General features: G+C 41.0%; 21 protein-coding genes and 1 pseudogene. 6 read left to right on the top strand and 16 right to left on the bottom strand.

The genetic code is table 11. The features are described from left to right. Positions 1 to 7: 7 nt before the first annotated feature. A complete protein-coding gene (locus KDK67_RS07670) occupies positions 8 to 733 on the bottom strand; it encodes an ABC transporter ATP-binding protein (protein WP_276575093.1) in 726 nt (241 codons plus the stop codon). A 206-nt stretch (positions 734 to 939) separates the two neighbouring features. On the opposite strand from KDK67_RS07670, the gene KDK67_RS07665 reads away from it, so the two are divergent. Further along, positions 940 to 2,157 carry a serpin family protein gene (locus KDK67_RS07665; protein WP_250868215.1) on the top strand — a complete coding sequence of 406 codons (1,218 nt, stop codon included), beginning with the start codon at positions 940 to 942 and terminating at the stop codon, positions 2,155 to 2,157. A gap of 243 nt (positions 2,158 to 2,400) precedes the next feature. On the opposite strand, the gene thiC is transcribed toward KDK67_RS07665, so the two are convergent. Then, positions 2,401 to 3,690, bottom strand: a complete 1,290-nt coding sequence (gene thiC / locus KDK67_RS07660) for a phosphomethylpyrimidine synthase ThiC (protein ID WP_250868214.1) — start codon at positions 3,688 to 3,690, stop codon at positions 2,401 to 2,403. Between the two features lie 213 nt (positions 3,691 to 3,903). Here thiC and KDK67_RS07655 point away from each other — a divergent pair, with 213 nt between their 5' ends. Then, positions 3,904 to 4,350, top strand: a complete 447-nt coding sequence (locus tag KDK67_RS07655) for a universal stress protein (RefSeq protein ID WP_250868213.1) — start codon at positions 3,904 to 3,906, stop codon at positions 4,348 to 4,350. 228 nt (positions 4,351 to 4,578) lie between these two features. On the opposite strand, the gene KDK67_RS07650 is transcribed toward KDK67_RS07655, so the two are convergent. Beyond that, complete coding sequence (locus KDK67_RS07650; protein WP_250868212.1) at positions 4,579 to 5,610, bottom strand: uracil-DNA glycosylase family protein; 1,032 nt, start codon at positions 5,608 to 5,610, stop codon at positions 4,579 to 4,581. A 336-nt stretch (positions 5,611 to 5,946) separates the two neighbouring features. Here KDK67_RS07650 and KDK67_RS07645 point away from each other — a divergent pair, with 336 nt between their 5' ends. Continuing rightward, positions 5,947 to 8,289, top strand: a complete 2,343-nt coding sequence (locus KDK67_RS07645) for a DNA topoisomerase I (RefSeq protein WP_250868211.1) — start codon at positions 5,947 to 5,949, stop codon at positions 8,287 to 8,289. Positions 8,290 to 8,372: 83 nt separating this feature from the next. Here the strand turns inward: KDK67_RS07645 and KDK67_RS07640 are convergent, their stop codons facing one another. From KDK67_RS07640 to KDK67_RS07605, 8 genes are all read right to left on the bottom strand, one after another. Beyond that, on the bottom strand, positions 8,373 to 8,906 hold the full coding sequence (locus KDK67_RS07640; RefSeq protein WP_250868210.1) for a nitroreductase family protein: 534 nt from the start codon (positions 8,904 to 8,906) through the stop codon (positions 8,373 to 8,375). A gap of 71 nt (positions 8,907 to 8,977) precedes the next feature. After that, a complete protein-coding gene (ilvC, locus tag KDK67_RS07635; RefSeq protein ID WP_250868209.1) occupies positions 8,978 to 9,985 on the bottom strand; it encodes a ketol-acid reductoisomerase in 1,008 nt (335 codons plus the stop codon). A gap of 43 nt (positions 9,986 to 10,028) precedes the next feature. Continuing rightward, positions 10,029 to 10,514: an acetolactate synthase small subunit gene (gene ilvN / locus KDK67_RS07630; protein ID WP_250868208.1), complete on the bottom strand. Its 486-nt coding sequence runs from the start codon at positions 10,512 to 10,514 to the stop codon at positions 10,029 to 10,031. After that, positions 10,511 to 12,202, bottom strand: a complete 1,692-nt coding sequence (locus KDK67_RS07625; protein WP_250868207.1) for an acetolactate synthase large subunit — start codon at positions 12,200 to 12,202, stop codon at positions 10,511 to 10,513. The genes ilvN and KDK67_RS07625 overlap by 4 nt, the downstream gene beginning before the upstream one ends. 149 nt (positions 12,203 to 12,351) lie before the next feature. Further along, positions 12,352 to 13,818, bottom strand: a complete 1,467-nt coding sequence (locus tag KDK67_RS07620) for a (R)-citramalate synthase (protein ID WP_420846931.1) — start codon at positions 13,816 to 13,818, stop codon at positions 12,352 to 12,354. A gap of 320 nt (positions 13,819 to 14,138) precedes the next feature. Further along, positions 14,139 to 15,191 carry a M42 family metallopeptidase gene (locus KDK67_RS07615; RefSeq protein WP_250868205.1) on the bottom strand — a complete coding sequence of 351 codons (1,053 nt, stop codon included), beginning with the start codon at positions 15,189 to 15,191 and terminating at the stop codon, positions 14,139 to 14,141. 130 nt (positions 15,192 to 15,321) lie between these two features. Continuing rightward, positions 15,322 to 15,798 carry a PEF-CTERM sorting domain-containing protein gene (locus tag KDK67_RS07610; protein WP_250868204.1) on the bottom strand — a complete coding sequence of 159 codons (477 nt, stop codon included), beginning with the start codon at positions 15,796 to 15,798 and terminating at the stop codon, positions 15,322 to 15,324. Positions 15,799 to 16,203: 405 nt separating this feature from the next. Next, positions 16,204 to 17,907, bottom strand: a complete 1,704-nt coding sequence (locus KDK67_RS07605; protein WP_250868203.1) for a DUF1616 domain-containing protein — start codon at positions 17,905 to 17,907, stop codon at positions 16,204 to 16,206. Between the two features lie 235 nt (positions 17,908 to 18,142). On the opposite strand from KDK67_RS07605, the gene KDK67_RS07600 reads away from it, so the two are divergent. Together KDK67_RS07600 and KDK67_RS07595 are read left to right on the top strand one after the other, a co-directional pair. Next, on the top strand, positions 18,143 to 18,982 hold the full coding sequence (locus tag KDK67_RS07600; protein ID WP_250868202.1) for a M48 family metalloprotease: 840 nt from the start codon (positions 18,143 to 18,145) through the stop codon (positions 18,980 to 18,982). 15 nt (positions 18,983 to 18,997) lie between these two features. Further along, positions 18,998 to 19,216, top strand: a complete 219-nt coding sequence (locus KDK67_RS07595; protein ID WP_250868201.1) for a hypothetical protein — start codon at positions 18,998 to 19,000, stop codon at positions 19,214 to 19,216. Between the two features lie 65 nt (positions 19,217 to 19,281). On the opposite strand, the gene KDK67_RS07590 is transcribed toward KDK67_RS07595, so the two are convergent. The 5 genes from KDK67_RS07590 to KDK67_RS07570 form a co-directional block, all read right to left on the bottom strand. Next, positions 19,282 to 20,022 (bottom strand): 3-oxoacyl-ACP reductase family protein, encoded by a 741-nt coding sequence (locus tag KDK67_RS07590; RefSeq protein WP_250868200.1) that lies wholly within the window; start codon positions 20,020 to 20,022, stop codon positions 19,282 to 19,284. 74 nt (positions 20,023 to 20,096) lie between these two features. Further along, positions 20,097 to 21,065, bottom strand: coding sequence for an NAD(+) synthase (gene nadE, locus KDK67_RS07585; RefSeq protein ID WP_250868199.1), 969 nt, complete (start codon positions 21,063 to 21,065; stop codon positions 20,097 to 20,099). A gap of 80 nt (positions 21,066 to 21,145) precedes the next feature. After that, the gene (locus tag KDK67_RS07580; RefSeq protein ID WP_250868198.1) at positions 21,146 to 22,159 is read right to left on the bottom strand and encodes an adenine nucleotide alpha hydrolase family protein; all 1,014 of its coding nucleotides are present in this window, start codon (positions 22,157 to 22,159) and stop codon (positions 21,146 to 21,148) included. Next, positions 22,140 to 23,618 carry a class I adenylate-forming enzyme family protein gene (locus tag KDK67_RS07575; protein ID WP_250868197.1) on the bottom strand — a complete coding sequence of 493 codons (1,479 nt, stop codon included), beginning with the start codon at positions 23,616 to 23,618 and terminating at the stop codon, positions 22,140 to 22,142. The genes KDK67_RS07580 and KDK67_RS07575 overlap by 20 nt, the downstream gene beginning before the upstream one ends. Before the next feature lie 4 nt (positions 23,619 to 23,622). Next, positions 23,623 to 23,868 (bottom strand): acyl carrier protein, encoded by a 246-nt coding sequence (locus KDK67_RS07570; protein WP_250868196.1) that lies wholly within the window; start codon positions 23,866 to 23,868, stop codon positions 23,623 to 23,625. 551 nt (positions 23,869 to 24,419) lie between these two features. On the opposite strand from KDK67_RS07570, the pseudogene KDK67_RS07565 reads away from it, so the two are divergent. Continuing rightward, positions 24,420 to 24,808, top strand: a pseudogene (locus KDK67_RS07565) (ISNCY family transposase); the annotation flags it as partial.

The following is a 24,808-nucleotide window of genomic DNA, read 5'->3' as shown; positions in this document are numbered from 1 at the left end:
CATCACCTTAATTATTCTCTATATAGCCGTCTTTCACGTGGATGGTCCTGTCAGCATATGCTGATGTCTCAGGATCGTGTGTTATCATTATTATCGTGCTTCCATTCCTGTGAAGCTCGGAAAAGAGTTCCATTATCTCGACACTTGTCTTCGAGTCGAGGTTCCCCGTAGGTTCATCTGCCAGAATGATGGCAGGCTCGTTGATGAGGGCTCTTGCAATAGCGACCCTCTGTGATTGTCCACCTGAAAGCTCAGTAGGTCTGTGTTCCATGCGGTCATCCAGTCCTACCAGTCCCAGAAGCTGTTTCGCACGTTGGTTCACGTTGACATCAATTCTGCGGTTAGCATGTGTTGGTAAAAGGACATTCTGTAAAGCTGTAAGTCTTGAAACAAGGTTGAAGTTCTGAAATACAAAACCGATCTCTAATCCCCGAAGCTTTGCAAGTTCACTCTCAGAGATACTGTTTATGTCCTTGCCCATGACAAGGACCTGTCCTTCACTTGGTCTGTCAAGACATCCAAGCAAGTTCATAAGAGTGCTTTTGCCAGAACCCGATGGTCCCATGATCGCAATGAACTCTCCTTTTTTCACAGTGATGTTGATATCATGAAGGATCGGTACTTCCATGTCGGACAGATAATAGCTTTTTTTCAGGCCAATGGTTTCCATGACCTTATCGGGTATGCCTTTCATTTTTTGTTCGGTCTGGTTGTTCAATACCTGTTCTTCCATGTGATGCACAACCCTGTCTATTTATCGACAAGATTTTCTATACGCATGTTTCTATATATACTTTCCGACATTTTGCGCTTTGCCCGAAAATTACCTTGAAATTTCCCGATACATTTTAATGCAGATTACAAGAGCGTCACAAATTTTTTATACCTACACTTCTACTAAAGATTATGAGAAAAACAAAAACTTTGGTGATTGTTACATTGTGTATAATTACATCACTTTTTCTAGGTGGTTGTATTGAAGATTCGACTATAAACACAAAGAATACAATCAATGCAGATTCAGTTGAAGAGTATGATATTGCAACAGCAAACAATGCTTTTGCTTTTGACATGTATTCAGTGGTTAAAATTGAAAATGAAAATCTCTTCTTCTCACCATACAGTATATTCACTGCAATGGCTATTTGTTATGATGGTGCAGAAGGTTCTACAAAAAAGCAGATTTCAAATGTTTTTTACTATCCTCTAAGTAAACCTGTTCTTGAAGAAAGTTCAAAAGAGATGACAGATACAATCAATTCTGACAACGATGCATACGATCTGAAAACTGCGAATGCACTATGGATCCTTGAAGAATATCCATTGAATGAACAGTATGCGTTCAATGCGGAAAACTATTATGGTGGAATGATAACACCACTTGATTTTGCAGGGCAACCAGAAGAGTCCAGACTTGTTATCAATAGTTGGGTTGAGAATAAAACTAATGATAAAATAAAAGATCTGCTGTCTGAAGGAAGCATTGACGGAAATACAAGGCTGATAATTACCAATGCAGTTTATTTCAATGGCACCTGGTTAGAAGAGTTTGAAGAAGCAGGCACTCGAAAAAGAGTATTCCATCTTTCCAACGGGAAGGAGAAGAAAGTTGACACAATGTATGTCATAGGTACATACAATTATGGAGAAGATAAGAATGCCCAAATCTTAGAATTGCCATATAAGGGTGATGATATTAGCATGTACATCATTCTTCCGTCCGACAACAACATTGAAAAATTTGAAAATGATCTTACGCTCAGCTATTACAATGAGCTAAAGGATAACCTTCATTCTGACGAAGTAAAAATCCTGTTGCCAAAGTTCACGTTCGAGACAAAGGCTAAATTAAATGAACCGTTGCAGGACATGGGAATTGTTGATGCTTTTGATTCTGGCATGGCTGATTTTTCAGGTATCAGTGCCAGTGGCGGTCTATTCATATCTGAAGTAGTTCATCAGGCATATATCGGTGTAAATGAAAAAGGAACTGAAGCTGCAGCAGCAACAGGAATCGTAATGGAAGATGGACTACCTTACTACAAGTATGAGTTTACAGCAGACCATCCCTTCCTGTTCTTCATCGAAGATAAGAGAACAGGTACCATACTTTTCATGGGTAAAGTTGAAAGTCCTGAATCTGAGGAAATGTCATAATGGCATTTTCTCCAATATCTTTCTCACTTCCTCCGTATTCAGTTCAAAATCTCATAATTTCATTCGTTGACCAATAATTCATATCGTTGACCGAAAATTCGTGTGGTTAACCGAAAAATACCCTATTTATCGGTCAAAGCGTACATTTTGACAAATAGGTCCTGTAAAATTAGCAATATTTCAAAAAAAGAAATGCATAAAGTTCTTCTATCTCAGTAATTGAAAAAAAGAGCTACAGGAAGATCAATTCTCTTTCTGCCTGCTCTCTTCAAGTGCACTTTTGACTATCTTCATGGCACAGAGTTCACCGCACATGGAACACGCATCAGTACCGGTATTTCGGCTTTCTCTGATATTGCGTGCCTTTTCAGTATCGATGGCAACTTCGTATTGTGTCTCCCAATCGAGTTCAGCACGTGCATGTGCCATCCTGTCATCCAGCTCACGCGCCTTTTCTTTCTGTCCCTCGCGGGTAAGATCGGCAGCGTGTGCAGCGATATTTGTGACAATAGCACCTTCGCGTATGTCATCTACGGTTGGCAATGCAAGATGTTCTGCCGGTGTTGTCATACAAAGGAAATCCGCTCCGTACATTCCTGCCAGTGTGCCTCCGATAGCTCCTGTTATATGGTCATAACCTGGTGCAATATCGGTCACAAGAGGGCCAAGCAGATAAAGGGGTGCACCGTGGCACAATTCTTTCATTGCCTTTACGCTAAGCTCTACTTCGTTCAAAGGTACATGTCCCGGACCTTCCACAAATGTCTGCACGTCCGATTCCCTTGCTTTGCTGACAAGTTCTCCGAGGGTGATGAACTCCATGAACTTTGGTGCATCTGATGCATCATGGATACAACCCGGTCTCATACCATCGCCAAGACTTATTGTCAGGTCGTATTCCTTTGCTATCTCCACAAGGTAGTCATATTCAGAATAGAATGGATTTTCCTGTTCATTGTGTATCATCCATGCAATGGTGAATGAACCGCCACGACTGACAACATTTGTGATCCTGTCACCTTTTTTGAGCCTTTCCAATGCATTATAATTGACACCTGAATGGATTGTGACAAAATCGACTCCATCCTCCGCATGTTTGCGAACAGCATTGAACATGTCATCAGATGTCATATCGACCACAGTTTTATGGGATGCTGCTGCCTGGTATATTGGCACGGTGCCAATAGGTACATCCACGGCATCCATTATCCTTGCACGTATAAGGTCGAGGTCACCTCCGGTAGACAGGTCCATAATGGTATCTGCTCCGTATTCAACCGCAGCTTTTGCTTTATCGACCTCGTCATCGATATCTACAAAATCCCTTGAGGTTCCGATATTGGCGTTTACCTTAACGCTCATATATTTCCCAATACCGAATGCACGAGATTTACCTTTGATGTTCTTCGGGATGGTCACAAGTCCTTTTGCAACACAGGACCTTACCAGATCCGCATCTATCCCCTCAACTTCGGCCACACTTCTAATCTCAGGAGTGATCAATCCCTTCCTTGCATCTTCCATTAATGTCATAGTTACTCCGGCGTAATGGTCTGTAGCTTAATATGTTATGTTTTCAAGTCGTGTTTGTAGTTGCAATACAGCACAGGTGCATATATATGTTTCATATTCCTATGACCGAACTTTCTCAGGACATTTTCGTAAATATAATATACTATTGAAAAGTATATTTTACTTGGGTGAATGTCTTTTCAAAGAGCACCTATGTATTACTGGGGGTATTACATGGCAGGTAAAAGTTATAATAAAATATTGATAGCTACCGACGGTTCTGATAATGCAAAGAATGCTATTTTTTCAGGAATGAACCTGGCAGGGCTGCTTGGAGCAAAGATCTATGCAGTTTGTGTCCTTCCGACACATCCCGCCTCTTCCATGCCTATCGGCTCAAGGATGATGCGATGGGAAGTACCATTTGATGTGATGAGGGAAGAGGGTACAAAAGCAGTGAACGAGGTTGTCGAAGTCGCCAAAATAAATGGCGTGGATGCAGAACCTGTTCTGCTTGAAGGTCATCCTGCTGAAGAGATTCTCAAATATGCACAGGATAACGACATCGACCTCATCGTACTGGGAACTCTCGGTAAGACCGGCCTGACAAGATTGCTTCTCGGAAGTGTGGCGGAAAATGTATTACGTCATTCTCCTGTGGAAGTTCTGGTAGTAAGGTGAACCTTTTGTTCACCTCTATTTTTATTTGTTTTCTATAATTTAAAAATCCTTGTGAATCGTGCACGAGTTAATTTTATGGCAATTGGTGCAAAGTTTTCATCCTGTTCAATGCCAATTGTTGTAGTTGTGCCTTTTGCCATGTCAGATAACTGATCTTTTGTCCAATTGGGATGTTGTTTATAGAGATCTTCACGGATAATTAACCGGAGAACTGAATCGTTGTCTTTCTTATTTAAAGTCCCTTAATCCCCAATGGCCTCTATCAATCTTATAAAATCTATCTGAATTGCCTTCTTTGTAAGATTTGGAATCACTTGAATGTAATCCAATAGTTTTTATTACACTATTTTTCCAGCGTGGAGTGAAATTCATCATACCTCTTTTTTCGACTTCAATAAATATGTCTTTATTTTTGGCATGTCCCCCCAGTTCTTTTAGCACATACACAATTTCATCAAGCCAAGTGTGCTTAGAAGATGAAACAATGTCTTTGGTTTTAAGTGTGAATTCATATTCATTCTTTTTAGCCTTCCCATCTATTAATGAATCAATTAAAAGATTGTAAGCAAATATTCCACTTTCAGATAACTTAGTTAAGTTTGCTGCGTGTGGGATGACTATGGTTTCATATTGATTGGTCCCGTCTTTAGAATCAACAAAAAATGGTTTTTGTTTGTCGTATTGTAAATATAGTATATCTTTTAAACGTGGTGACTTTTTATTAATATCTGATAATCTTCTATATTCTGTAAAAAACTTAGTTGCAGATAACCCCATCAAAATAATGAGTTTTGGATTCATAGTTTCGATTATTTTATCGAAATACATTTCAGCACAATCCATATTAGGGACTTTATCTCCACCTTCACCTTTGCCAGGATAACAGTTGGCAGTATGAATCCAGAAGACATTTTGTTTCCATTTTTCAATTGCTACGCTTGAATTATTATTAGGATAGATTTTTTTCAATAAAAAGTCAGTAAAAAAAGAATTGTCTAATGAACTCAACTCGTTATCTACCCATGCTTGCTTAGAAGGTGCTTGCGAAATAAACAGAATATCTTGACTTCTCCAATCATCTATCAGAGGTCTGCCGTTCATAAGTTCTTCTACGCTAATGATTCGATTAAAAAGTGTTTTCAATGGTTTTTTGTATTCTTCCCTATAACAATTTAAATTACAATTCCGAACTTCTTTAATGATTTCTCGCATCGCTTCATCTTTGTTATTTGGCTCAGTATGCCAAGTTATATCTTTCATATTATATCCTTCTTGTAATGTTATACAATAAACTAAACTTGAAATGATTCTTTAATTATTTCTCAAATTTAATGATTTTCTCTAGCACTTTTAATTTTTATTATTCTTCACATAAACGATTATATTTCATGCAAAATTACTATGATGGTGTGTACAATGATTTCTCATTTAAACGAAGATGAACAACATTAGAATAATTTCTCTCTAACATATTGTGGTATCAATATCTATTTTTTTAATGCCAGATAACTTTAATGTAGTGTTAGCGTTATGTAATGTCATACCTTTTTTAGGAACAGTATCGCTATTTGAACTACTTTATCCACCCAATTATCCATGACCACAGTTGTATTCACCGAGAAGAACAAGGCCGCTGCACAGATATCTACCATCTTGTCCGGAGGTTCAGCAAAAAGAAGCATCGTGGATGGTGTTTCTGTATATGAGTTCCAGAGGGATGGATCTCTCTGGAAGATCATGGGACTTGCAGGTCATATCATGGGGTATGATTATCCCGAAGAGTTCAACAATTGGAGGGATGTGGACCCCGCTGTTCTGTTGGATACCGATCCTGTGAAGCAGATCAACAAAGCATCGTTTGGCAGTGCTATTCTGAAGATCTCCAAAGGTGCAGATCTTCTTGTGCTTGCTTGCGATTTTGATCGGGAAGGGGAGAATATAGGGTTCGAAGCGAAGTCCATTGCAGAGAAAGTGTGCAATTCAACAGTTAAACGTGCACGTTTTTCCTCTCTTTCCAAAAGTGAGATCGAAAAGGCTTTTAATGACCTTGTGGAGCCTGATGAGAACATGGCGATGTCCGCAGAGGCGAGACAGATCCTTGATCTCAAGATGGGTGCATCCTTTACTCGATTTGTGACCCTTTCGGTGCGGGAAAGGGCAAGAACCAAAGGTGTTCTCTCCATCGGACCATGTCAGACCCCTACATGTGGTTTTGTTTATGAACGTGAACTTGCCATTCGTAAGTTCGATCCCCGGGATTTCTGGAAGATCGAGGGAGTATTCACCGGAAAGGGTGCTGATATTACAGGTGTGCACCGTGGTGGTCACATCTATGATAAAGAAAAAGCGGATGCGATCTTTAAGAAACTGAAAGGTTGCAAGACCGCGGTCATTTCCAAAAAGACAGTAAAGGAGATGAATACAAATCCTCCCTTCCCTCTCAACACCAATGAGTTCCTTAAACGTGCATCGAAATATCTGGGTGTGAGTCCTGATCAGGCTCTGGAGATAGCTGAACAGCTCTATCTTTCAGGCTTTACGAGCTATCCGAGGACAGAGACGAACATGTATGCTGATGACATGGATTTCGCCAGCATACTCAAAGGCTTTACTAAAGGGGATTATCAGGATTTTGCATTGTTGTTACTCTCACAAAAGGCCATAGTTCCCCGTAATGGTAAAAAGGACGGTCATGACCACCCGCCTATTCATCCGATCAAGGCAGGTTCACGCATGGAGGTCGAAAGGGCTGTCAAGATGCCGCGTGCATGGGATGTATATGATCTTATCGTAAGGCATTTCATTGCGAACTTACTTCCGCCGGCGATATTTGAAAAGACAAGATTTGAGATCACCATGGTGGACGAACTGTTCGATTCTACGGGCTCGATACAGAATAATGCCGGATGGCTTGCTGTTTATCCTTTTGAGAAACCACAGGACAAGATATTACCGGAACTCGATCTGGGTGAGATTCTCGATGTCAAGAAGGTCACTAATATAAAGGCACAGACCACACCTCCGAAAAGGCTAACTGAGGCCGAACTCCTTACGCTTATGGATAAGCATGGCATTGGTACCAAAGCAACTGCTCCGAGCCATATAGAGACCAACAAGAAACGTGGTTATTTCGAGGTAAAGGGAAAGACCATTGCCATACTCGATACCGGTTTTACTTTGATGGATGCGCTGAACAGTTCAGTTTCTATCCTTGTTAAACCTGATATTCGTTCAAGCATAGAATCTCTCATACAGGATGTTGAAGACGGGACCAAGAAATTTGAATTGGCTCTTGAAGAAGGTACTTCGCTTATCAAAGGGATGTATTCACAGCTTTTGAGCAATCGTGATCTGATGGTCACTCGCATTGCAGGTACTATTACAGATGAAGCGGTCGAGACTGATAAGAAGAACCACATTGGTAAATGCAGTGAGTGTGAACGGGTGCTTCACATCATTACTACGGATAAAGGACGCTTTGTAGGTTGTACAGGTTATCCGCAGTGCAAGAACACTTTCCCTTTGCCGAAAACAGGTGCTTTGGCCGTGCAGAGGTCACGTACGTGCAAGAAAGGTGGAGCGGCTGTTTTGAAGGTGGGAAGCAAATATTTCTGGGCTGTGGGTATAGGCCCATGCTTTTCATGCGATATGGAAAAGGAATGTTATCCTCCCGAAGTGGTGGGTGCATGTCCTGCCTGCGATGGTCAGACATTTCTGATCACTACCAAAGACTCACGTTTCCTTGGCTGTACAAAACGTTGTGGTCATACACAATCTGTTCCAAAGAACGGCAGGCTGACCATCACCGATAAGGTCTGTGGGGGATGTGGATGGCGATGGTTGCGCGTCAAAGAGCAGGGGAAGGATGCGAAGGAATATTGTGCCAATCGTAAATGTGAGGTTGCAGCACAGATGCGAAGCAGTTACAGGAAAAAATAAGCTAGTAAATACTGTTGCTTAAAGTTCTCATCTGTGATGTTCTTTATTTTATGGCACGTATGTGAATATCTCTGTGGGGGGGTTCAGTTCGAACCTATCCACTTCTTGCCGAATTTGTTTTCGAAAGTAAGCTCAGCAATACTTTTCCTACTGGACGTTCTTTCCTTTTCCACAGGTTTTCCAATAGCTATCACTGCCATAAGCTCATGATTTTCCGGGGCCTCAAGGATAGAATTGACCATATCCGCCTGTTTGAGGATCTCACCAAGCCATACTGAGCCAAGTCCAAGTTCGACACAGGCAAGCAATATGTTCTGTATTGATGCTCCGATCGCCATTACATCTTTGTCATGGTGGTACATTTCTTCATTGTCAAGATAAACTGCGATCAATACTTTGGATCGTAGTACAATGGTTGAGTAATGTGTGCATTGTGCCAGGTTCTTGATGGTGTCTTCATCGCGTACAACAATGAATTTCCAGGGCTGGTTGTTAAGACCCGATGGCGCCCATCTGGCACAGTCAAGGATTGTATTGATATCCTTTTCACTGACCGGTTCATCGGTGTATTCCCTGACACTTCGTCGGTTAAGAATGGCTTCTATGGTAGTTGACATAAGTATCACAAAAAAAGAAGGTTTTTCAGGGCATCATGTCCTGAAAAAGTATTTAGTTTATTTTTATAAGCTTACTCTTCGTTGAGTTCGCTGTTAAGCCATGGCATCATTGCCCTGAGCTTCTTACCAACGACCTCTACAGGGTGTTCCCTTTCAAGGCGCTCCATAGAGGTAAGTACTGCATGGTTTGTCTGTCCTTCAAGGACGAACTCACGTGCGAACTCACCGTTCTGGATCCTCTCGAGTGCAACATACATTGCTTCACGGGACTCTTCGTTGATGATCTGTGGGCCTACTGTAAGACCGCCATATTCTGCGGTGTTGGAGACTGAATACCACATCTTCTCAAGACCGCCCTCGTGGATGAGGTCAACAATGAGCTTGAGCTCGTGTAGTGTCTCGAAATATGCCATCTCCGGCTGGTATCCTGCTTCGACAAGAACTTCGAAGGATGTCTTGATAAGGCTTGCGACACCGCCACAAAGGTCGACCTGCTCTCCGAAAAGGTCGGTTTCTGTCTCTTCACGGAATGTTGTCTCGATGACACCGGCTCTTGTACATCCGACACCCTTTGCGTGTGCAAGTGCCATTTCACGTGCATTTCCGCTTGCGTCCTGATAGACTGCGATAAGACCTGGTACGCCAGCTCCTTCATTGTATGTTCTTCTTACAAGGTGACCTGGGCTCTTTGGTGCTACCATGTAAACATCAAGGTCCTTTGATGGTACGATCTGGTTGTAGTGGATGTTGAATCCGTGTGAGAACACAAGGGAATTTCCTGCTTCAAGTCCTGGTTCGATCTCTGAATAATAGACCTTTGACTGGATCTCGTCAGGAAGGAGGATCTGGACAACATCTGCAGCTTTTGCAGCTTCTGCTACGGTCATGACCTTAAGGCCATCAGCTTCTGCCTGTTTCCAGCGGCGGCTTCCTTCTCTAAGGCCGATGATAACTTCAAGGCCGGAGTCGTGCAGGTTCTGTGCCTGAGCATGACCCTGGCTACCATAGCCCATTACAGCAATTGTTTTACCTTTAAGTGCGCCAAGATCGGCGTCTTTGTCATAGAACATTTCTACCATGTTTATTTCTCCTGATTCTGAAAATATTAAATATGAATAATGATCACAAGCTCTTTGAGCCTCTTTTAAGGGCTACTATTCCGGTTCTTGCCATCTCTTTGATACCGAATGGCTTAAGCAAGGTCTGAATAGCCTTTATCTTTTCAATGTCACCGGTAACTTCGATGGTCACTGACTTTGAGGCAACATCGATTATCCTTGCCCTGAAGATATCGACTATCTGTATTATCTCTGCACGATTGTTGGCATCGGCATTAACTTTAATGAGGGCCAGTTCTCTCTCAACGAACTCTTCTGAACTGAGGTCTATCACACGAATGACATCGATGAGCTTGTTAAGCTGTTTCATGACCTGTTCAAGCACGTGATCATCACCACTAACAATGATGGTCATCCTTGAGATCGTAGGGTCTTCAGTGATCCCTACTGCAAGGCTGTCAATATTGAAACCACGGCGTGAAAAGAGCCCGGAGACCCTTGCCAGTACTCCGTATTTGTTCTCTACCAGAACTGCAAGTGTGTGTCTCATTGTATGTCCTCCAGATCGAGTATTTCGTTTATTGCAGCACCTGCCGGGACCATAGGGGATACATTCTCCTCACGTTCGATGATGAAATCGATAAGTACCGGTCCATTGGCCTCAACCGCTTTTTCAATAGCAGCTTTCACTTCGGATGGCTTTGTTACGCGTATTCCCATTGCACCGTATGCTTCTGCCAGCTTGACGAAGTCAACACTGTTCTCAATGGTGGTGTGTGAATACCGGTGTTCGAAGAACAATGCCTGCCACTGTCTGACCATTCCAAGATAACCATTGTTGAAAATTGCAATGATTATGGGGATGTTGTTCTGGACAATGGTTGCCATTTCCTGTGAGTTCATCTGGAACGAACCGTCACCGGAAACATCGACAACGATCTTGTCGGGTCTGCCGAGCTTGGCACCGATGGCTGCCGGGAAACCATAGCCCATTGTTCCGAGTCCGCCTGAGGATATGAATGTACGAGGTTCTTTGTATTTGAAATACTGAGCAGCCCACATCTGGTGCTGTCCGACCTCAGTGACGATTATCGCATCAGGGCATACCTCGTTAATCTGTTCGAGGATGTACTGTGGTTTGATGACATCATCCCTGTTGACATAGAACAACGGGAAATCCCTCTTCCATGTAGCAATTTTGTCGAGCCAGTCTTTGGTATTGCATTCGGAAACATGGTCGATAAGTGATGCCAGGATGTGTTTTGCATCGCCGACGATCGGGACATCTACCTTTATGATCTTTGATATTTCCGCAGGGTCGATATCAATGTGGATAACCTTTGCATTCGGTGCGAAAGATGTTGCCTTTCCGATTACTCTGTCATCGAAACGTACGCCTACTGCTATGAGGACATCGCTTTCCTGGATCGCATAGTTAGCATATTTCGTGCCGTGCATTCCAGGCATTCCAAGATAAAGCTCATTGTCGTTCGGGAACCCACCGATGCCGGTAAGTGTCGTCGTAACAGGCGCTTTGATCTTCTCGGCAAATGCCAGCAATTCTTTGCTTGCTTCCGATCCTATCACACCGCCGCCTGCATAGATCACAGGTCTTTTTGAACCTTTAAGGACAGATGCAGCTCTCTTTATTTGCTGTACATTACCTTTGAATGTTGGTTTGTATCCACGCAGTTCGACCGTGTCAGGATATACAAAATCAAGCTCGTCTGTAGTAATATCCTTTGGAATGTCGACGAGTACTGGTCCTGGTCTGCCTGTGGAAGCAATATGGAATGCTTCCTTGATGATCCTTGGCAGGTCCTTTACGTCCTGTACGAGGTAATTGTGTTTTGTGATGGGCATCGTAATGCCCGTGATGTCAGCTTCCTGAAATGCATCATTGCCTAACATTGAACTTGGTACCTGTCCGGTGAAAGCTACCATTGGAACTGAATCCATGTATGCGTTCGCAATACCTGTGACAAGATTCGTTGCTCCTGGGCCTGATGTTGCGAGGCATACACCGACTTTACCTGTGGCTCTTGCGTATCCTTCGGCTGCATGGACTGCTGCCTGCTCGTGTCTGACGAGTAGATGGTACAGGTGTGCATCATAAAGTTCATCATAGATAGGGAGCAGTACGCCACCTGGATATCCGAAAATAATCTCGACGTTTTCCCGATACAGGCACTCGACAAATGCTCTTGCGCCTGTCATTCTTTCTGCTTTTCCGGCCATGCTATCTTTTCCTTTTAGTTGATCGGTAAGTTAAGATCGATATATATTTGTCAATAGGTTGCTAACATATTATTCAATAGCTACCATCAATACTGACTATCAAACTATATATCGACATCTTTCAATTATTAATCATAAATTACTTGTTCTTAATCCTGTATAAGCTGGTTGATACCGTTTATAACTGCTTCTACAGATGCCATTATTATGTCTGTTCGTGCGCCCCGTGAGGTGACCATTTTCCCATCTTTCGAAAGTTTTACCAGTACTTCCACAAGTGCATCTGTACCGCCGGTGATGGCATCGACATGATATTCCTCAAGCTGGATGTCAGCAACACCGGAGACAGCTTTGCGAATCCCTTCAAAGGCCGCATCCACAGGTCCGTCACCGGTAGCTGCTTCAACGATCTCTTTTCCATCGACTGTCAGCCTTACAGAAGCGGTTGGAGTTGCTCTGTTCCCGGATACGACAGTAAAATCCTCTAATTTGACCTTTGATTCGCGGTAAATGTCAAGCACAGTTTCTGCGATTGTCTGGAGGTCTGCATCCGTAACACGCTTTCCGTGGTCGCCTAATTCCTTCACACGTGAGACGATCTCATTGAGCTGTGAATCATCCACATCCAGTCCCTGCTCTTTCAGTGCAAGTGTGACGGAACTCTTCCCTGCATGTTTTCCAAGCACTATCTGCCTTTCACGTCCGATACTCTCCGGGGTTATCGGTTCATAGGTGGAAGTATCCGCGAGCAATCCGTGAACGTGGATACCTGCTTCATGGGTAAATGCATTTCCGCCTACAAGTGATTTATTCGGTGCAACGGCGAGGCCTGTAAGACGACTGACAAGCCTTGAGACCTTGTAAAGTTCATTGGTCTTTATGCAAGTATCGCGCTTATAGAGCCATTCAAGGACCATGACAACCTCTTCAAGGGCTGCGTTCCCTGCTCTTTCTCCTATACCGTTTACTGTCATATGTGCTTCTCTTGCACCGGCATTGAGCGCTGCTACTGTATTCGATACTGCAAGACCGAAGTCGTTGTGGCAGTGAACAGCCACTGGTACGTCAATGGATGATGATAGCTCTTTAAATATCTCGGTTGTTCTTTCAGGCACAAGCAATCCCACAGTATCACAGAAACACACTCTGTCAGCACCTACTTCCACACCGGCCTTGTACAGGTCCTTCAAGAAGTCTAAGTCTGCCCTTGAAGCATCCTCTCCGCTAAGCTCCACGATAAGACCATGGTCCTTTGCATATTCCACGGCATTTAATGCCATTTCCTTCAATGCTGCCCTGTCTTTCTTCAGCTTCACACTGATATGTAGGTCAGATACCGGTGCCACAAGGTGAATTGAATCCACATCACATTCTAATGCGAAATCCACGTCTTGCTGCATGATACGGCAATAGCTGCAGATCTCTGCGTCTAACCCTTCTGCTGATACGGCACGAATGGCCTCACGCTCCCCTTCGGAAGTGATAGCTGAGCCTGCTTCGATAATGTCCACTCCCAGCTCATCAAGCTTACGTGCTATCCAGACCTTCTCTTCTGTTTTCAGTGCGACACCAGGTGTCTGTTCACCGTCTCTCAATGTTGTGTCCAAAAACCGGATATTTTCAAATAATGCAATCCCTCAGTTTATTTTTTTGTTTTTCAGTTTTAATGATCTATCCTTTCTCATCAGCGATCTGTATATTTATCACTAATAATAAAGATATTATTTATATACGCATGCCGCTGACTATGACAGCCAAAATAATACTCCTATTGGTTTTAGTCTTTTTGGTGAGGTGTGATCTGCATATGCCCTATAGTCGCCTGTATGTCGTTTAATATTTGAGAATTCTATGATATATTTGCGTACATCAATTCCAAAGAATTCCAAAACAAATTATTTTAAAAAAAGGGAAAATGAGTATTCTGATCTGTTTATCAGAAATACTTGTCGATGTTCTGAACAGCCTTTGCGATGAGATCGGCACAGGACCTTAGATCTTCAAGGGATAAGACCTCCACAGGTGAGTGGATGTATCTTGTAGGTACGCTGATCGTGCTTGACGGGATACCTTCTCTTGTGAGATGTATTGCGGTCGCATCGGTCGTTCCGCCGCCACCTACATTGAGCTGGTAGGGTATTTCATTCTCTTCAGCGGTCTCTTTTAACCATTTTATTACTGTCCTGTCTGCAATAAGTCCTCTGCCGGAAGCATCAACGACTGTGATAACAGCACCTTTTCCCATTTCAAGTGCAGAATCGTTCTTGCTTATTCCGGGGTGGTCTCCGGGGAATGTGACATCTACTGCAATGGCGACATCCGGGTTAAGTCCGAAGGCAGATGTGCGTGCACCTTTGAGCCCGACCTCTTCCTGAACTGTCCCTACGGCATGTATGGTTGCATTTACTTTTGTTTCGGATATCTGCTTCATGGCATCAATGAGCATTGTAATTCCCGCCCTGTTGTCGAATGCTTTACATGTGACCAGGCCGTTAGCGAGGGTTGCAAAATCTCTGTCTATGGATATGGCGGTTCCTACATCCACTCCCATCTTCATGGCATCTTCTTTGTCCTTTGCTCCGATATCAATGAACATGTCCTCTGCCTTGACCGGTTTATTTCTGTCCTCCTCTTTCATAACATGCGGTGGTTTTGAACCGATAACGCCTGTTAGCTGTCCATTGGTTCCGTGGACTGCAACTCTCTGGCTGTGGAGGGTCTGGTCGAACCAGCCACCTATCTTCACAAAGTGCAGGAAGCCATTGTCATCAATGTATTGTACCATCAGGCCGATCTCGTCCATGTGTGCTGCCAGCATGACCGTGGGTCCATCACCTTTTTTCGTGGCGATGAGATTTCCCATCTTGTCCGTTCTGGTCTCATCAACGTATGGTGTGATCTCGTCTTCCATTATCTGTTTGACGTTATTCTCATACCCTGATATTCCATGTGCATTAGATAATTTTTCAAGTAGCTTCTCAAGTTCCATAGCTGATCGCTGCTAGATTGGTCTTTGAGAATATAAAGGTTTGAGTAGGATCGATGATAGTGTAGAATTAGGGAATGTATTCTGGGGTTGTGTTAATTAAAGCAAAAAAGGGAATGAGAGAAGAGTAAGGTTACTCTCCTTTGCGGCGCCGAAGGAAGAATGCTAGGCCAATGATCGTTGCTACTGGGAGAGCGATTATTGGGAATTCTGGGACTTCGTTCGTTCTTGAAGCAGCGTCAATTACTGCTCCTAGTCCTTGTGGGCCAGCCTTGATCTGGATTGTATAAACGGTGTCCATCGGTGTACTTGCATTTTTGGTAATGGTTATATTACCGACATCAATGAATGGGTCAGATGTTGGTGTCACATTATGTGGATATGTAATCTCGATATCGGTAGGGCTGCCTGAGCCGGATCTCACAGACACATCGTATTCGTAGACATGGGGTTCATTTAGGTCAGCGATACCCTCCATGTGGTAACTCACTACTAATGATTCACCTGGCTGGATAATGACTATAGGTGGCAAACTTGCCGTGCCGGTTTCATCCCATAGGTCAGCCCCATAAGCCATTGAAGTGCCACTTGTGGCTATAATTGCTACCATTAGCTATAGTAATATTTTCCCTTTCATCATTCTACCCCCTCGTTTTAACGATTTATAATTAATATTTTGTATAGGATTAGATTTAAACATTGTGAATAAATACTGGAAGTCATCATGGTGATAATGATGAGGGGGTATTTATTTAGATAACTTCCAGTACTGGTGTGAATGCATTTCAAAAATAAATTTTAAAATTATTATGTATGTGTCAAAAAAGGTAAAATGTTGACCTGGTTCCTGTCAACACCATCGTTTGTCACAATCAATTGCGTTTAATAATAAAATCATAGTGGAAGTTCTCATCATCCGGTGCTATCAGGCACTCAATTCCAGTCAATGTTTCTTCCGCTTTCACAACAAACAATGTTGGTCCATTTGATGGATTTGGTTAAATATCATATCAAATTACGGTTCAGTAAGGTCAACGGTGGTATTCGTATCTGGTGTATCATGGACAATTTCCCAGTTACCTGCTCCGTCCATTGCTTGGGTGCGGAAATAATAATCATTTCCATTAACTCCCGTGAATGTTGCGGAAGTTTCATTTGATTCGGATAACCATGTCTGCCAGTTTTCTCCATCAATACTATATTCTACAAGATAGTACTCAATACCGCTTCCAATATCTGTACCATTCCATTCGACTTCAAAATCAGTTGTATTTACGCTTATTGGCAATGGGACCATTTCTGATCGTGGGGGGTTGAGTTCGAGAAGTCCGTTCTCTGAGTAAGGTGAAAGTTCCGAGATTGGAAGTATTGTCACTTCGTCCCATATTATTTCTACAGGATGGACATCGTTATTACTCCTCTGGATCGCTCTTAATGTTATGAGATTGTTTCCTTCGTTCAATATTACTGGTAAATGAACGTGTTGCCAATTATAATCTCCACCGACCGCAGTCTCCCAAACTAATATATTGTTGACAAGTATCTGTTTGAATTGTGTCTGATTAATTTCGACAATTCTAGGTTTGTATGTGTCTTTCACAAACAGTGACAATACAAAAGTTCCCTTTTTATCCGATCTGAAATTCTGGGACATCTCATAATATTGGCCACTGTAGAATGGCAATTTTCCTTCGTATGGAAGCTTGAATACAAATGCTTGGGAATCAAATATTCCTTCTCCTTTAACATATGACCCACTGAAGTTCTTATCGTTGGTCTTAAAGCTCCAACTGGTGTTTTGCTCCATGTCATAGTTCTCAAGCACATGGAGAATATCTGATGATCCTTTTTCTTCCTCTTCTGCCAGTTCCTGCAAGTATTCGATCGGATATTCATGTGTTATCTGCAGATTTACAGAGCTATATGGATTGAGTGATACTTTTTCCTTGAAAAGTGCATATTCAAGTTTCGATCGTCCCATTCGCATCTGTTCGGGATGGTATGTCAGGTCCTTTTCCCATTTTTCTTCATCAGATAATGTAACGTCCAACGTTTGAAGAACTTCGCCATCAAGCTGCATTTGAAGTATGTAGTTCACATCCTGCTTCTCATAGTTCTCGATACCCACGGTAACTGTAATGGGTTCTTCGAGGAATGCGTTTGTGGGGTAGTTCTCAGCCATTCCTTCAGGTCCAAGTATGTACAGTGCTGTGAACTGTTCCTCTTCCTGTGTGGTCTTTGCGTAGACGAGCATCCCTGCTGCTATGATAATGGATACCACAAGGGCGATAATTAGCGCTTTCTCGATCTCAGGTGGGATGCGGTCCTTTTCAGGAACATTTTCATCATCTGATCTGATGGACTCTATGAATCCGTGAACTGAAAATGTGAATTGGTCTTCTTCCAGATGCCTTCTTCTGGCAGGATATGCAAGTACGGCAAAAATGACCGTTATTATAAGTAATGATATTGATATGGAGTTTGGTCTGAATAACCACTGTGTCAGGCTTAATGCAAAGCCATTAAAGACCGTTATGGCTATACTGAATCCAATACTCAATGTAAAACGTTCGATGTTGCTGATGTCTCTTTTTGGGAACATCATGGCGATAAATGCATAACCTGGTATGAAAAATATCAGAGGCAGGGCAAAGACTATCCGCAATGGAGTTTCGTTCAGTGGTGGAATAAGGATAAAAATCACTGCAAGTATTGCCAAGGCGATAGATGCTATTAGATCTTGTTTATATACACACTTATCAGACTTGAACATCTATAAGAAGTACGTTTTTAAAAGATATAACTTTTTCTTAAATTATTTTCCAGTAGCAAGAGTAAAATATGGCCCTTAATAGGGTAAAGGTCTTCTATGGTTATTTTTAAGATATTGTTAGAAACCTTTTAAAGCATGAATTACAATTATAATATAGACTACTATAATCTACTAGTGGGGAGTGCTCATTAACAATCAAGTAAAGATTATCTTCCTTTTTGTTCTATTTTCAATCCCTGTTCCTGCGATAGTTTTCTTGATCTTTGGGGATATTGCTGGTGGTATCTCCTTATTAGTGTTCTTATTTTTAAGTTATATTCTCTACCGTTATAGTGGAAAGATCCTTCTTAGATGGTATCGTGCAGAAAAAGTGGCTTCCTTGGAGAATATTTCTAAAAAAGCAGAAATATCACCTCCTGATATGTATCTGTTTGATCATCCTTTACCTTTGATTTTCACGGTAGGTACAGGTGGGAGATACGCTGTTGCGTTGTCCAGTGAGGCAATGGATATGTTTGATAAATCTGAGCTTGAGATCCTGTTTGCACATGAGATTGGTCATATAAAGAATGGTGACGTCCAATTAAATACCATTGTTGCTCTTTTCGCAGGCTCTTTTGCAGCTGTATCCACACTTGCATTGTGGGGGGCACTGTTTATGGGTTTTGGGCAGAATTATGACCCTGCACCCCGATTCATTCGTTTCTTTTCAATGGGGTTGGTAGCTCCACCTGCAGCATTGGTTGCACAGTTGTTAGTTGCGTGCTCAAGGGAACATGTGGCTGACGAAACTGCTGTAGAACTTACTGGAAACTCTCAGATGCTGGTTGAGTCCTTGGAACGATTGAAACATCAGGTCGATCTGAATCAAGTAGGTGTAAATCCTGGACACGCTCACATGTTTCCTCTCAATGTATTACATGTTACAGAGTTGTATGATATCCATTTATTACTGTTCAATACCCATCCTTCTTTGGAAAGTAGATCTAATCGATTGAAGGAAGCATCAAAAAAGATATAATGGAGGCTATTACGTATGGACCTGTTGAATAAATGGAAGTTGTCACTGCTCTTCAGCTTTGTATCATACTCAATTGTGCTTTTTGGGATCATCATTTTGGATGTGTTCTGGATACGGGATTTTGACTTCCAGGAGGTGTCAATGATCACAGGTATTTATATGGCATTTATTATTTTAGTCATGATCATTGAGTTCATAGTATTCAAGATCAAGCTAGATCCTAGAGGAGAATAAGCTTAGAATCATCGTATCATTTTTCAAATTTATTAGGTACAGACTTGATCTTATGGGGGATGCAATTAGATTATTTGACATCCATCTACTCCGATGATCTGTCCACTTACATAGTCGCCAAGTTCTGAACTCAAAAATAAAATCACTTTTGCAACATCTTCTGGCTTTCCACTCCTACCAAGAGCTATGTCAGAGATTATTTTTTCTTTGATTTCCTCTTTAACATCTTTGGTCAGGTCAGTTTCAATAAATCCTGGTGCAATTGCATTAACTGTTATTCCATATCTGCCAAGCTCCTTTGCTGCAGACTTTGTAAATCCAATGACTCCTGCTTTGCTTGTTGAATATGCTGTTTGTCCAGCATTTCCATTCAATCCTATTATAGATGATACATTAATTATTCTTCCGGATTTTTGCTTCCTCATAATGTTTGAGGCGTATCGACTACACAAAAAAGTCCCTTTTAAATTAACGTCAATAATATTATCGAATAACTCAGTGCTTGTCATCATCAAATAATTATTTTTCATTATTCCAGCATTATTTACAAGTATGTCGATCTTGAAGTATTGTTTTTTAATAGATTCAAACATGTCTTTGACTTCATTTTCAACAGAAACATCTGCTTTTATCATGGTAGCATGAAGTCCTTTCTCATTAATGATGTCTACAAGTTCGGCTGCTTTATCTTCACTTTTGTGATAGTTAATGATCACTTGTGCATGATTCTCTGCTGCTAGTAGTGCCGTAGCTCTTCCGATCCCGCGGCTTGCTCCTGTAATCAGTACTACTTTATCTTTGAGCATTTTCACATTCCACTTTTTAAGCAGTTCAAAGTTCGAATCATAAAGATCTGGTACCGCTTGGCATAAATGCAATATCATTTGTCAAGATAGCATATAGCTGGTGGGGACACACTATAATTGGCTGCACTTCTTACCCTGTCGATGTGTTTTTTTGCTTTATCTATTGCTTCTTCTGACAGTTCGGTGTTCTCTTCTATCATTTCAATGGGCAGGGCATATTCCTGTGAATATAATAGCTGATCCATAATTTGAATTGGCATACGCCAGTAAAAATCTTCATCAGATGTATAGTGGCTCCATGTATCTGGGCTTGGAGGTCTTTCTATTATCTCTCTATCCACACCAAGTAGATCTGCTAATGCATATACTTGAGTTTTATAACAATCTGCCAGGGGTTCGATATCCACCCCACCATCGCCATATTTTACGAACTGTCCCAGGATAAGTTCTGTTTTATTAGTTGTACCGCATACAATATAATTATTTTTTTCAGCGTATAGATATTGGATTAACATTCTCGATCTCTGTTTCACATTCTGGATTCCTATAAGTTCGAGATAGTCCTTTGCTTTCAACCTGTTCTCTGCAATTATTTCACCATCTTTTACCAGTCTTATGGATGGGATGTTTAACATATCATTGTTTAAGAGGGCAGGTAGGACCAGTGAGGTCTTATGGATATCCGGATCATATTCAGGACAGGTTTTCTTTATGATCCTATCCTTCTCACCATATATGTCAAGTGACTGCAATATTGGGGTGATTGGGACCTTTTCATAGGAAACATTCAATGATTCACAAAGTCTTGCTCCAAGTTCCGTGCTGATAGTGGCTGATTCTTCTTCAGGAAGTAGTAATCCATAAACATTCTCATTGCCCAAAGCCTGAACAGCTAGTGTGAGTATGACTGCAGAATCGATTCCACCTGAAACTCCTACAACAACTCCTTTTTTCTTAAAATCCTGAACTTTTCTTTTAATAAAGGTTCTGATCTTAAAGGTGTTCTTTTCTGTATCTTTGTTCAGTTCATCAATTATTATCATAATGTTCACCCTGAAAATGATTACTACTTTGAGCAGTTGCTTAGTTTAGAATATTAGTGGATCTCATTTGGAACTCTGGCTCACTCGAGTTCCATATTGAGTTTCTTTGCAGCCACTTCCATCAGTGGCTTTGACAATTCTTTATGCAATTTTTCCAATCCTTCTTCCTGTGTCATATCCCCGCTTCTAACAAGTCCTGCTATGTCGAAAGCATATGGGTGGATCTGATATTTTTTGATATGATTATGGCAGGCAAATGAATTCAAAAGGCAGTTTGTTGAATTGCTGTCACTGATTTTCGGAGATATCCATCCGAGGTCTGCCAGAGTCTTTAGTATATCATCTTCATTGTAATCCCACAGGCACAATGGGTGTAACATGATTGGAGTGGTGTTTTTGTCTATGCTTTTTATGATCTCATTCTTTATAAGGAAAATTTCATCCTTGTCCTCTACACCGAAATTTTGAAGTTGCTTCTCAAAAATATTTCGGGACCATTTTATGAAATTGACCTGAAGGTCAATTATGGGATTTGGGGCCTGTCCGGATGTGAATGCAAAAATAATAAATGGTGTTTTATGAATAATTGCCTGTTCGATCAGTTTCTGCTTGATGATGCTAATACAAGTATTGCAGATATCACTGGCTCGATATCTGGCGAATTTTGAATATGCGTTGGTAGACTCAGCTGCTTTTCGAAATGTATCACAAAGTCTCTTTTCTTCCATTGTCAGTTTAAAATAGTCGCATCCCACTATCTCACACATCTTTTTTGCATTGGCAATAGCAGTGTCTGAAATGAAGGCATTATCAAACTGAACTGCAAGGATATTCAGGAATGGGTACTCCTTTTTCAGTTTATAAAGTGCATATGAAGAGTCTTTTCCGCCGGAAAGTGCAAAAATAGCATCATATTCTCCTTTTCCGCTGTGTTCTGTAAACAGGTCTTCTATAATTCCTAAATATTTCTTCTTTTCTTCCGAAGACAGGGGTGTGTAGCTCTCACAGAACTGGCAAAGGCCACTCTCCTCGTTTATTGTTATGCCAGGAATGTCTGAATCTAAAATACATTTTTTACATATTAGCTTTGACATTTTGATACCCCTCTATTATAGACCTGTTAGATATTTTTCCACTTTTGCTTAGTGGCAAGTTCTCGATAAGAATAATTTCCAGTGGACACAGGAAACCGGGCAGGTTCTTCCTACAAAATGTATGCAGTGTTTCAATTTCTGTATTTTGATTTGGAATTACCATCAGACTGATAGCATTTCCCAAGTACTCATGATTCACTGGGACGACGAACACATCCGAAACTTCATTTTGTTTGCCAATATATTTTTCTACTTCTCTTGGATTTACACGATGATCGGCAACTTTTATCAGATCGTCCTTACGGCCTAACAATTTAAAGTAACCATTTGGTAACTTCTGTGCCAGATCTCCGGTATACATCCAACCATCTATGATCTTTTTACTGGTAGCTTCCTCATCGTTAAGGTAACCTATCAGTATATTTTTACCTCTGGCAATTAATTCTCCTGTAACTCCAGAAGCAACTGGTTTTTTACTATCATCAACAACGTCAAGTTCAACTCCTGGAATTGGTTTGCCTATTGTATCAGGGTATTTTTCCAGGTCTGCTGATGGAAGATAGGAAAGTCTTGCTGTTGCTTCTGTTTGTCCATACATAGGGATTATTTCGATCCTGTCATTCAATTGCTTGATCTTTTCTATAATCTCTTCTTCCATGGCGCCGCCTGCAGAAGCAGCAAGTCTGACGTTCTTGAATGATCTCTGGAAGCTAGAAGGATATTTGAGAAGGATACGGTAGGTACTTGGAACTCCATAAAATATAGTTACTCCCGATTCTACAAGTTTAAAGGTTGATTCGAGGAAAGTAAGACCACCGATTTTGATGGAACCGCCTGCGATCAACTGAGAATTAATTATAGAATTTCCAAAAGCATGGTGTGGAGATATCACTTGTGCAGCTTTGTCCTTCGGTGTTATGTTAAGTACCTCTATTATGGAATTTGCATTTGCTATTAGATTTTCATCACTTAGCATGACACCTTTTGGAGTTCCTGTCGTCCCGGATGTGTACATTACGAGCCTTAATAGCTCATTATTGTTTTCACTAATGATCTTTTTACGTAAATTCTTCACAGAAGAATCATTTGGAATATAGATCACAGTGGTGAATCCTTCAAAGAAAGCATTTCCAAATCTCGAATATTGCTGTTCTGTGACAATAATATTATTTATCTGGTTGCTATTAAGTATCTCTCTAATGTTGGATTCCGTCAGTTCCACCGGGAGAGGTACGGCGATGTTATCCGATCGATAAACTGCCATTAGGGCCTGAATATATTCTATACCTGATTCGGCAAGGAGTGCAAATTTACAATTATCAAAATCATTTATTTCTGATGCTATAGTGTTTATAGTTTCATCAAGAAGGCCATAAGGGATAGATTTGTCTTTCTCTTCCAGAGCAATATTTTCGGGACTTGTTTTTGCATGGTTTGCAATATATTCATCAATTCTCATGGTCTCACTTTGTCAATTTTTGGATAATATTTACAATTCCATTGATTGAATCAAAATTTTCAGGAGTTAATAGGTCTTCAGGAATCTCTATGGAATATTTTTCAGAAATAAAATCTATTAATTCGATCAATCCAATAGAATCGATAATCCCTTTCATTGTTAAAGAATCATCATCATTTAATTTTGTACCACTGTCCATAAATGATTTGTTTTGCAAGTATGCCATCATAACTTCTTTAATTTCTCCCATGCGTGTCACACCATCCAATTTATTAGTTATTTAAAGAGCATAATAATGCAGCATTGATTCAACAAAACTATGTCCCAGAAGTATAAGGAATACTTTCTGCTTCATAGCTGTTTGACCCAATTCCCCATAAACAAAATAACTTTAATCGTATATAATATGTTGTTATTTTGGCTCTGTAGAAATCCTCGATATTCGGACACTAATCCAATTTGAAAAGATTATGGGATGTGTTGCATGATGTTGGAATATAATTCCAATTCCAGTCTATATATGTTGATTTTGATAGGTTTTCTACAGAGCCTAAAACTGAATTGTAGAAAATATGTTTGAAAAGGAGGATTTCCAGATCCCAATATTCACTATAATTAGGAAGAATAGCAGGAAGTCAACAACTAAAGAGCATGAAGAATGCCTATTTTTCACCTTTACTGTAAAGAATTAATTATATGAGATTATCAAATTAGCTTTTCGCTTTAAAAGCGTAACTCTTTTTTCAAGACGACTGGTCTCACTTTGAGCATAGCTTATGCATTACATTTATATGGTAGAAAATGTGCCAGTCCATGAAATATTATTACGATGTTTCGGACGGAATCTGTACCAGAGATTCAATTGCTAACTATCTGAACACAGACAACGTATCAATATGCCAATTTTTGTATTTCTTAGATATCGATGACATTGCTTCTTATGTTGAAAGTAGCTATTATGCCGATAAGGACTGGCACTTTAGGTATAAGATTTCGTCAATGATAAAGCTCATCGTTGTGAAATGTTATAGAAACCTCTCATTTGAGAAAACAATATCTACCTTAACAAAAGAAGAAGCGCAGCTTCTGTCTTTTGAAGACAATAACGGCATTATGAATCTTCCATCTCCTGCAACACTTCATCATTTTGTAAAATACAGACTTGGAGAAACTGGACTCGATGAAGTAAT

Source organism: Methanococcoides seepicolus (genome assembly GCF_023684405.1).
In the GTDB taxonomy this organism is placed as follows: Archaea; Halobacteriota; Methanosarcinia; order Methanosarcinales; family Methanosarcinaceae; genus Methanococcoides; species Methanococcoides seepicolus.
This window is presented reverse-complemented; position numbering and strand designations above follow the sequence as displayed.

Excerpts from the sequence above, each read along its gene's own strand:
- KDK67_RS07670 (WP_276575093.1), bottom strand. The coding sequence starts at position 733 with ATGGAAGAACAGGTATTGAACAACCAGACCGAACAAAAAATGAAAGGC.
- thiC (WP_250868214.1), bottom strand. The coding sequence starts at position 3,690 with ATGACATTAATGGAAGATGCAAGGAAGGGATTGATCACTCCTGAGATT.
- KDK67_RS07655 (WP_250868213.1), top strand. The coding sequence starts at position 3,904 with ATGGCAGGTAAAAGTTATAATAAAATATTGATAGCTACCGACGGTTCT.
- KDK67_RS07650 (WP_250868212.1), bottom strand. The coding sequence starts at position 5,610 with ATGAAAGATATAACTTGGCATACTGAGCCAAATAACAAAGATGAAGCG.
- KDK67_RS07645 (WP_250868211.1), top strand. The coding sequence starts at position 5,947 with ATGACCACAGTTGTATTCACCGAGAAGAACAAGGCCGCTGCACAGATA.
- KDK67_RS07640 (WP_250868210.1), bottom strand. The coding sequence starts at position 8,906 with ATGTCAACTACCATAGAAGCCATTCTTAACCGACGAAGTGTCAGGGAA.
- ilvC (WP_250868209.1), bottom strand. The coding sequence starts at position 9,985 with ATGGTAGAAATGTTCTATGACAAAGACGCCGATCTTGGCGCACTTAAA.
- ilvN (WP_250868208.1), bottom strand. The coding sequence starts at position 10,514 with ATGAGACACACACTTGCAGTTCTGGTAGAGAACAAATACGGAGTACTG.
- KDK67_RS07625 (WP_250868207.1), bottom strand. The coding sequence starts at position 12,202 with ATGGCCGGAAAAGCAGAAAGAATGACAGGCGCAAGAGCATTTGTCGAG.
- KDK67_RS07615 (WP_250868205.1), bottom strand. The coding sequence starts at position 15,191 with ATGGAACTTGAGAAGCTACTTGAAAAATTATCTAATGCACATGGAATA.
- KDK67_RS07610 (WP_250868204.1), bottom strand. The coding sequence starts at position 15,798 with ATGGTAGCAATTATAGCCACAAGTGGCACTTCAATGGCTTATGGGGCT.
- KDK67_RS07595 (WP_250868201.1), top strand. The coding sequence starts at position 18,998 with ATGGACCTGTTGAATAAATGGAAGTTGTCACTGCTCTTCAGCTTTGTA.
- KDK67_RS07590 (WP_250868200.1), bottom strand. The coding sequence starts at position 20,022 with ATGCTCAAAGATAAAGTAGTACTGATTACAGGAGCAAGCCGCGGGATC.
- nadE (WP_250868199.1), bottom strand. The coding sequence starts at position 21,065 with ATGATAATAATTGATGAACTGAACAAAGATACAGAAAAGAACACCTTT.
- KDK67_RS07580 (WP_250868198.1), bottom strand. The coding sequence starts at position 22,159 with ATGTCAAAGCTAATATGTAAAAAATGTATTTTAGATTCAGACATTCCT.
- KDK67_RS07575 (WP_250868197.1), bottom strand. The coding sequence starts at position 23,618 with ATGAGAATTGATGAATATATTGCAAACCATGCAAAAACAAGTCCCGAA.
- KDK67_RS07570 (WP_250868196.1), bottom strand. The coding sequence starts at position 23,868 with ATGGGAGAAATTAAAGAAGTTATGATGGCATACTTGCAAAACAAATCA.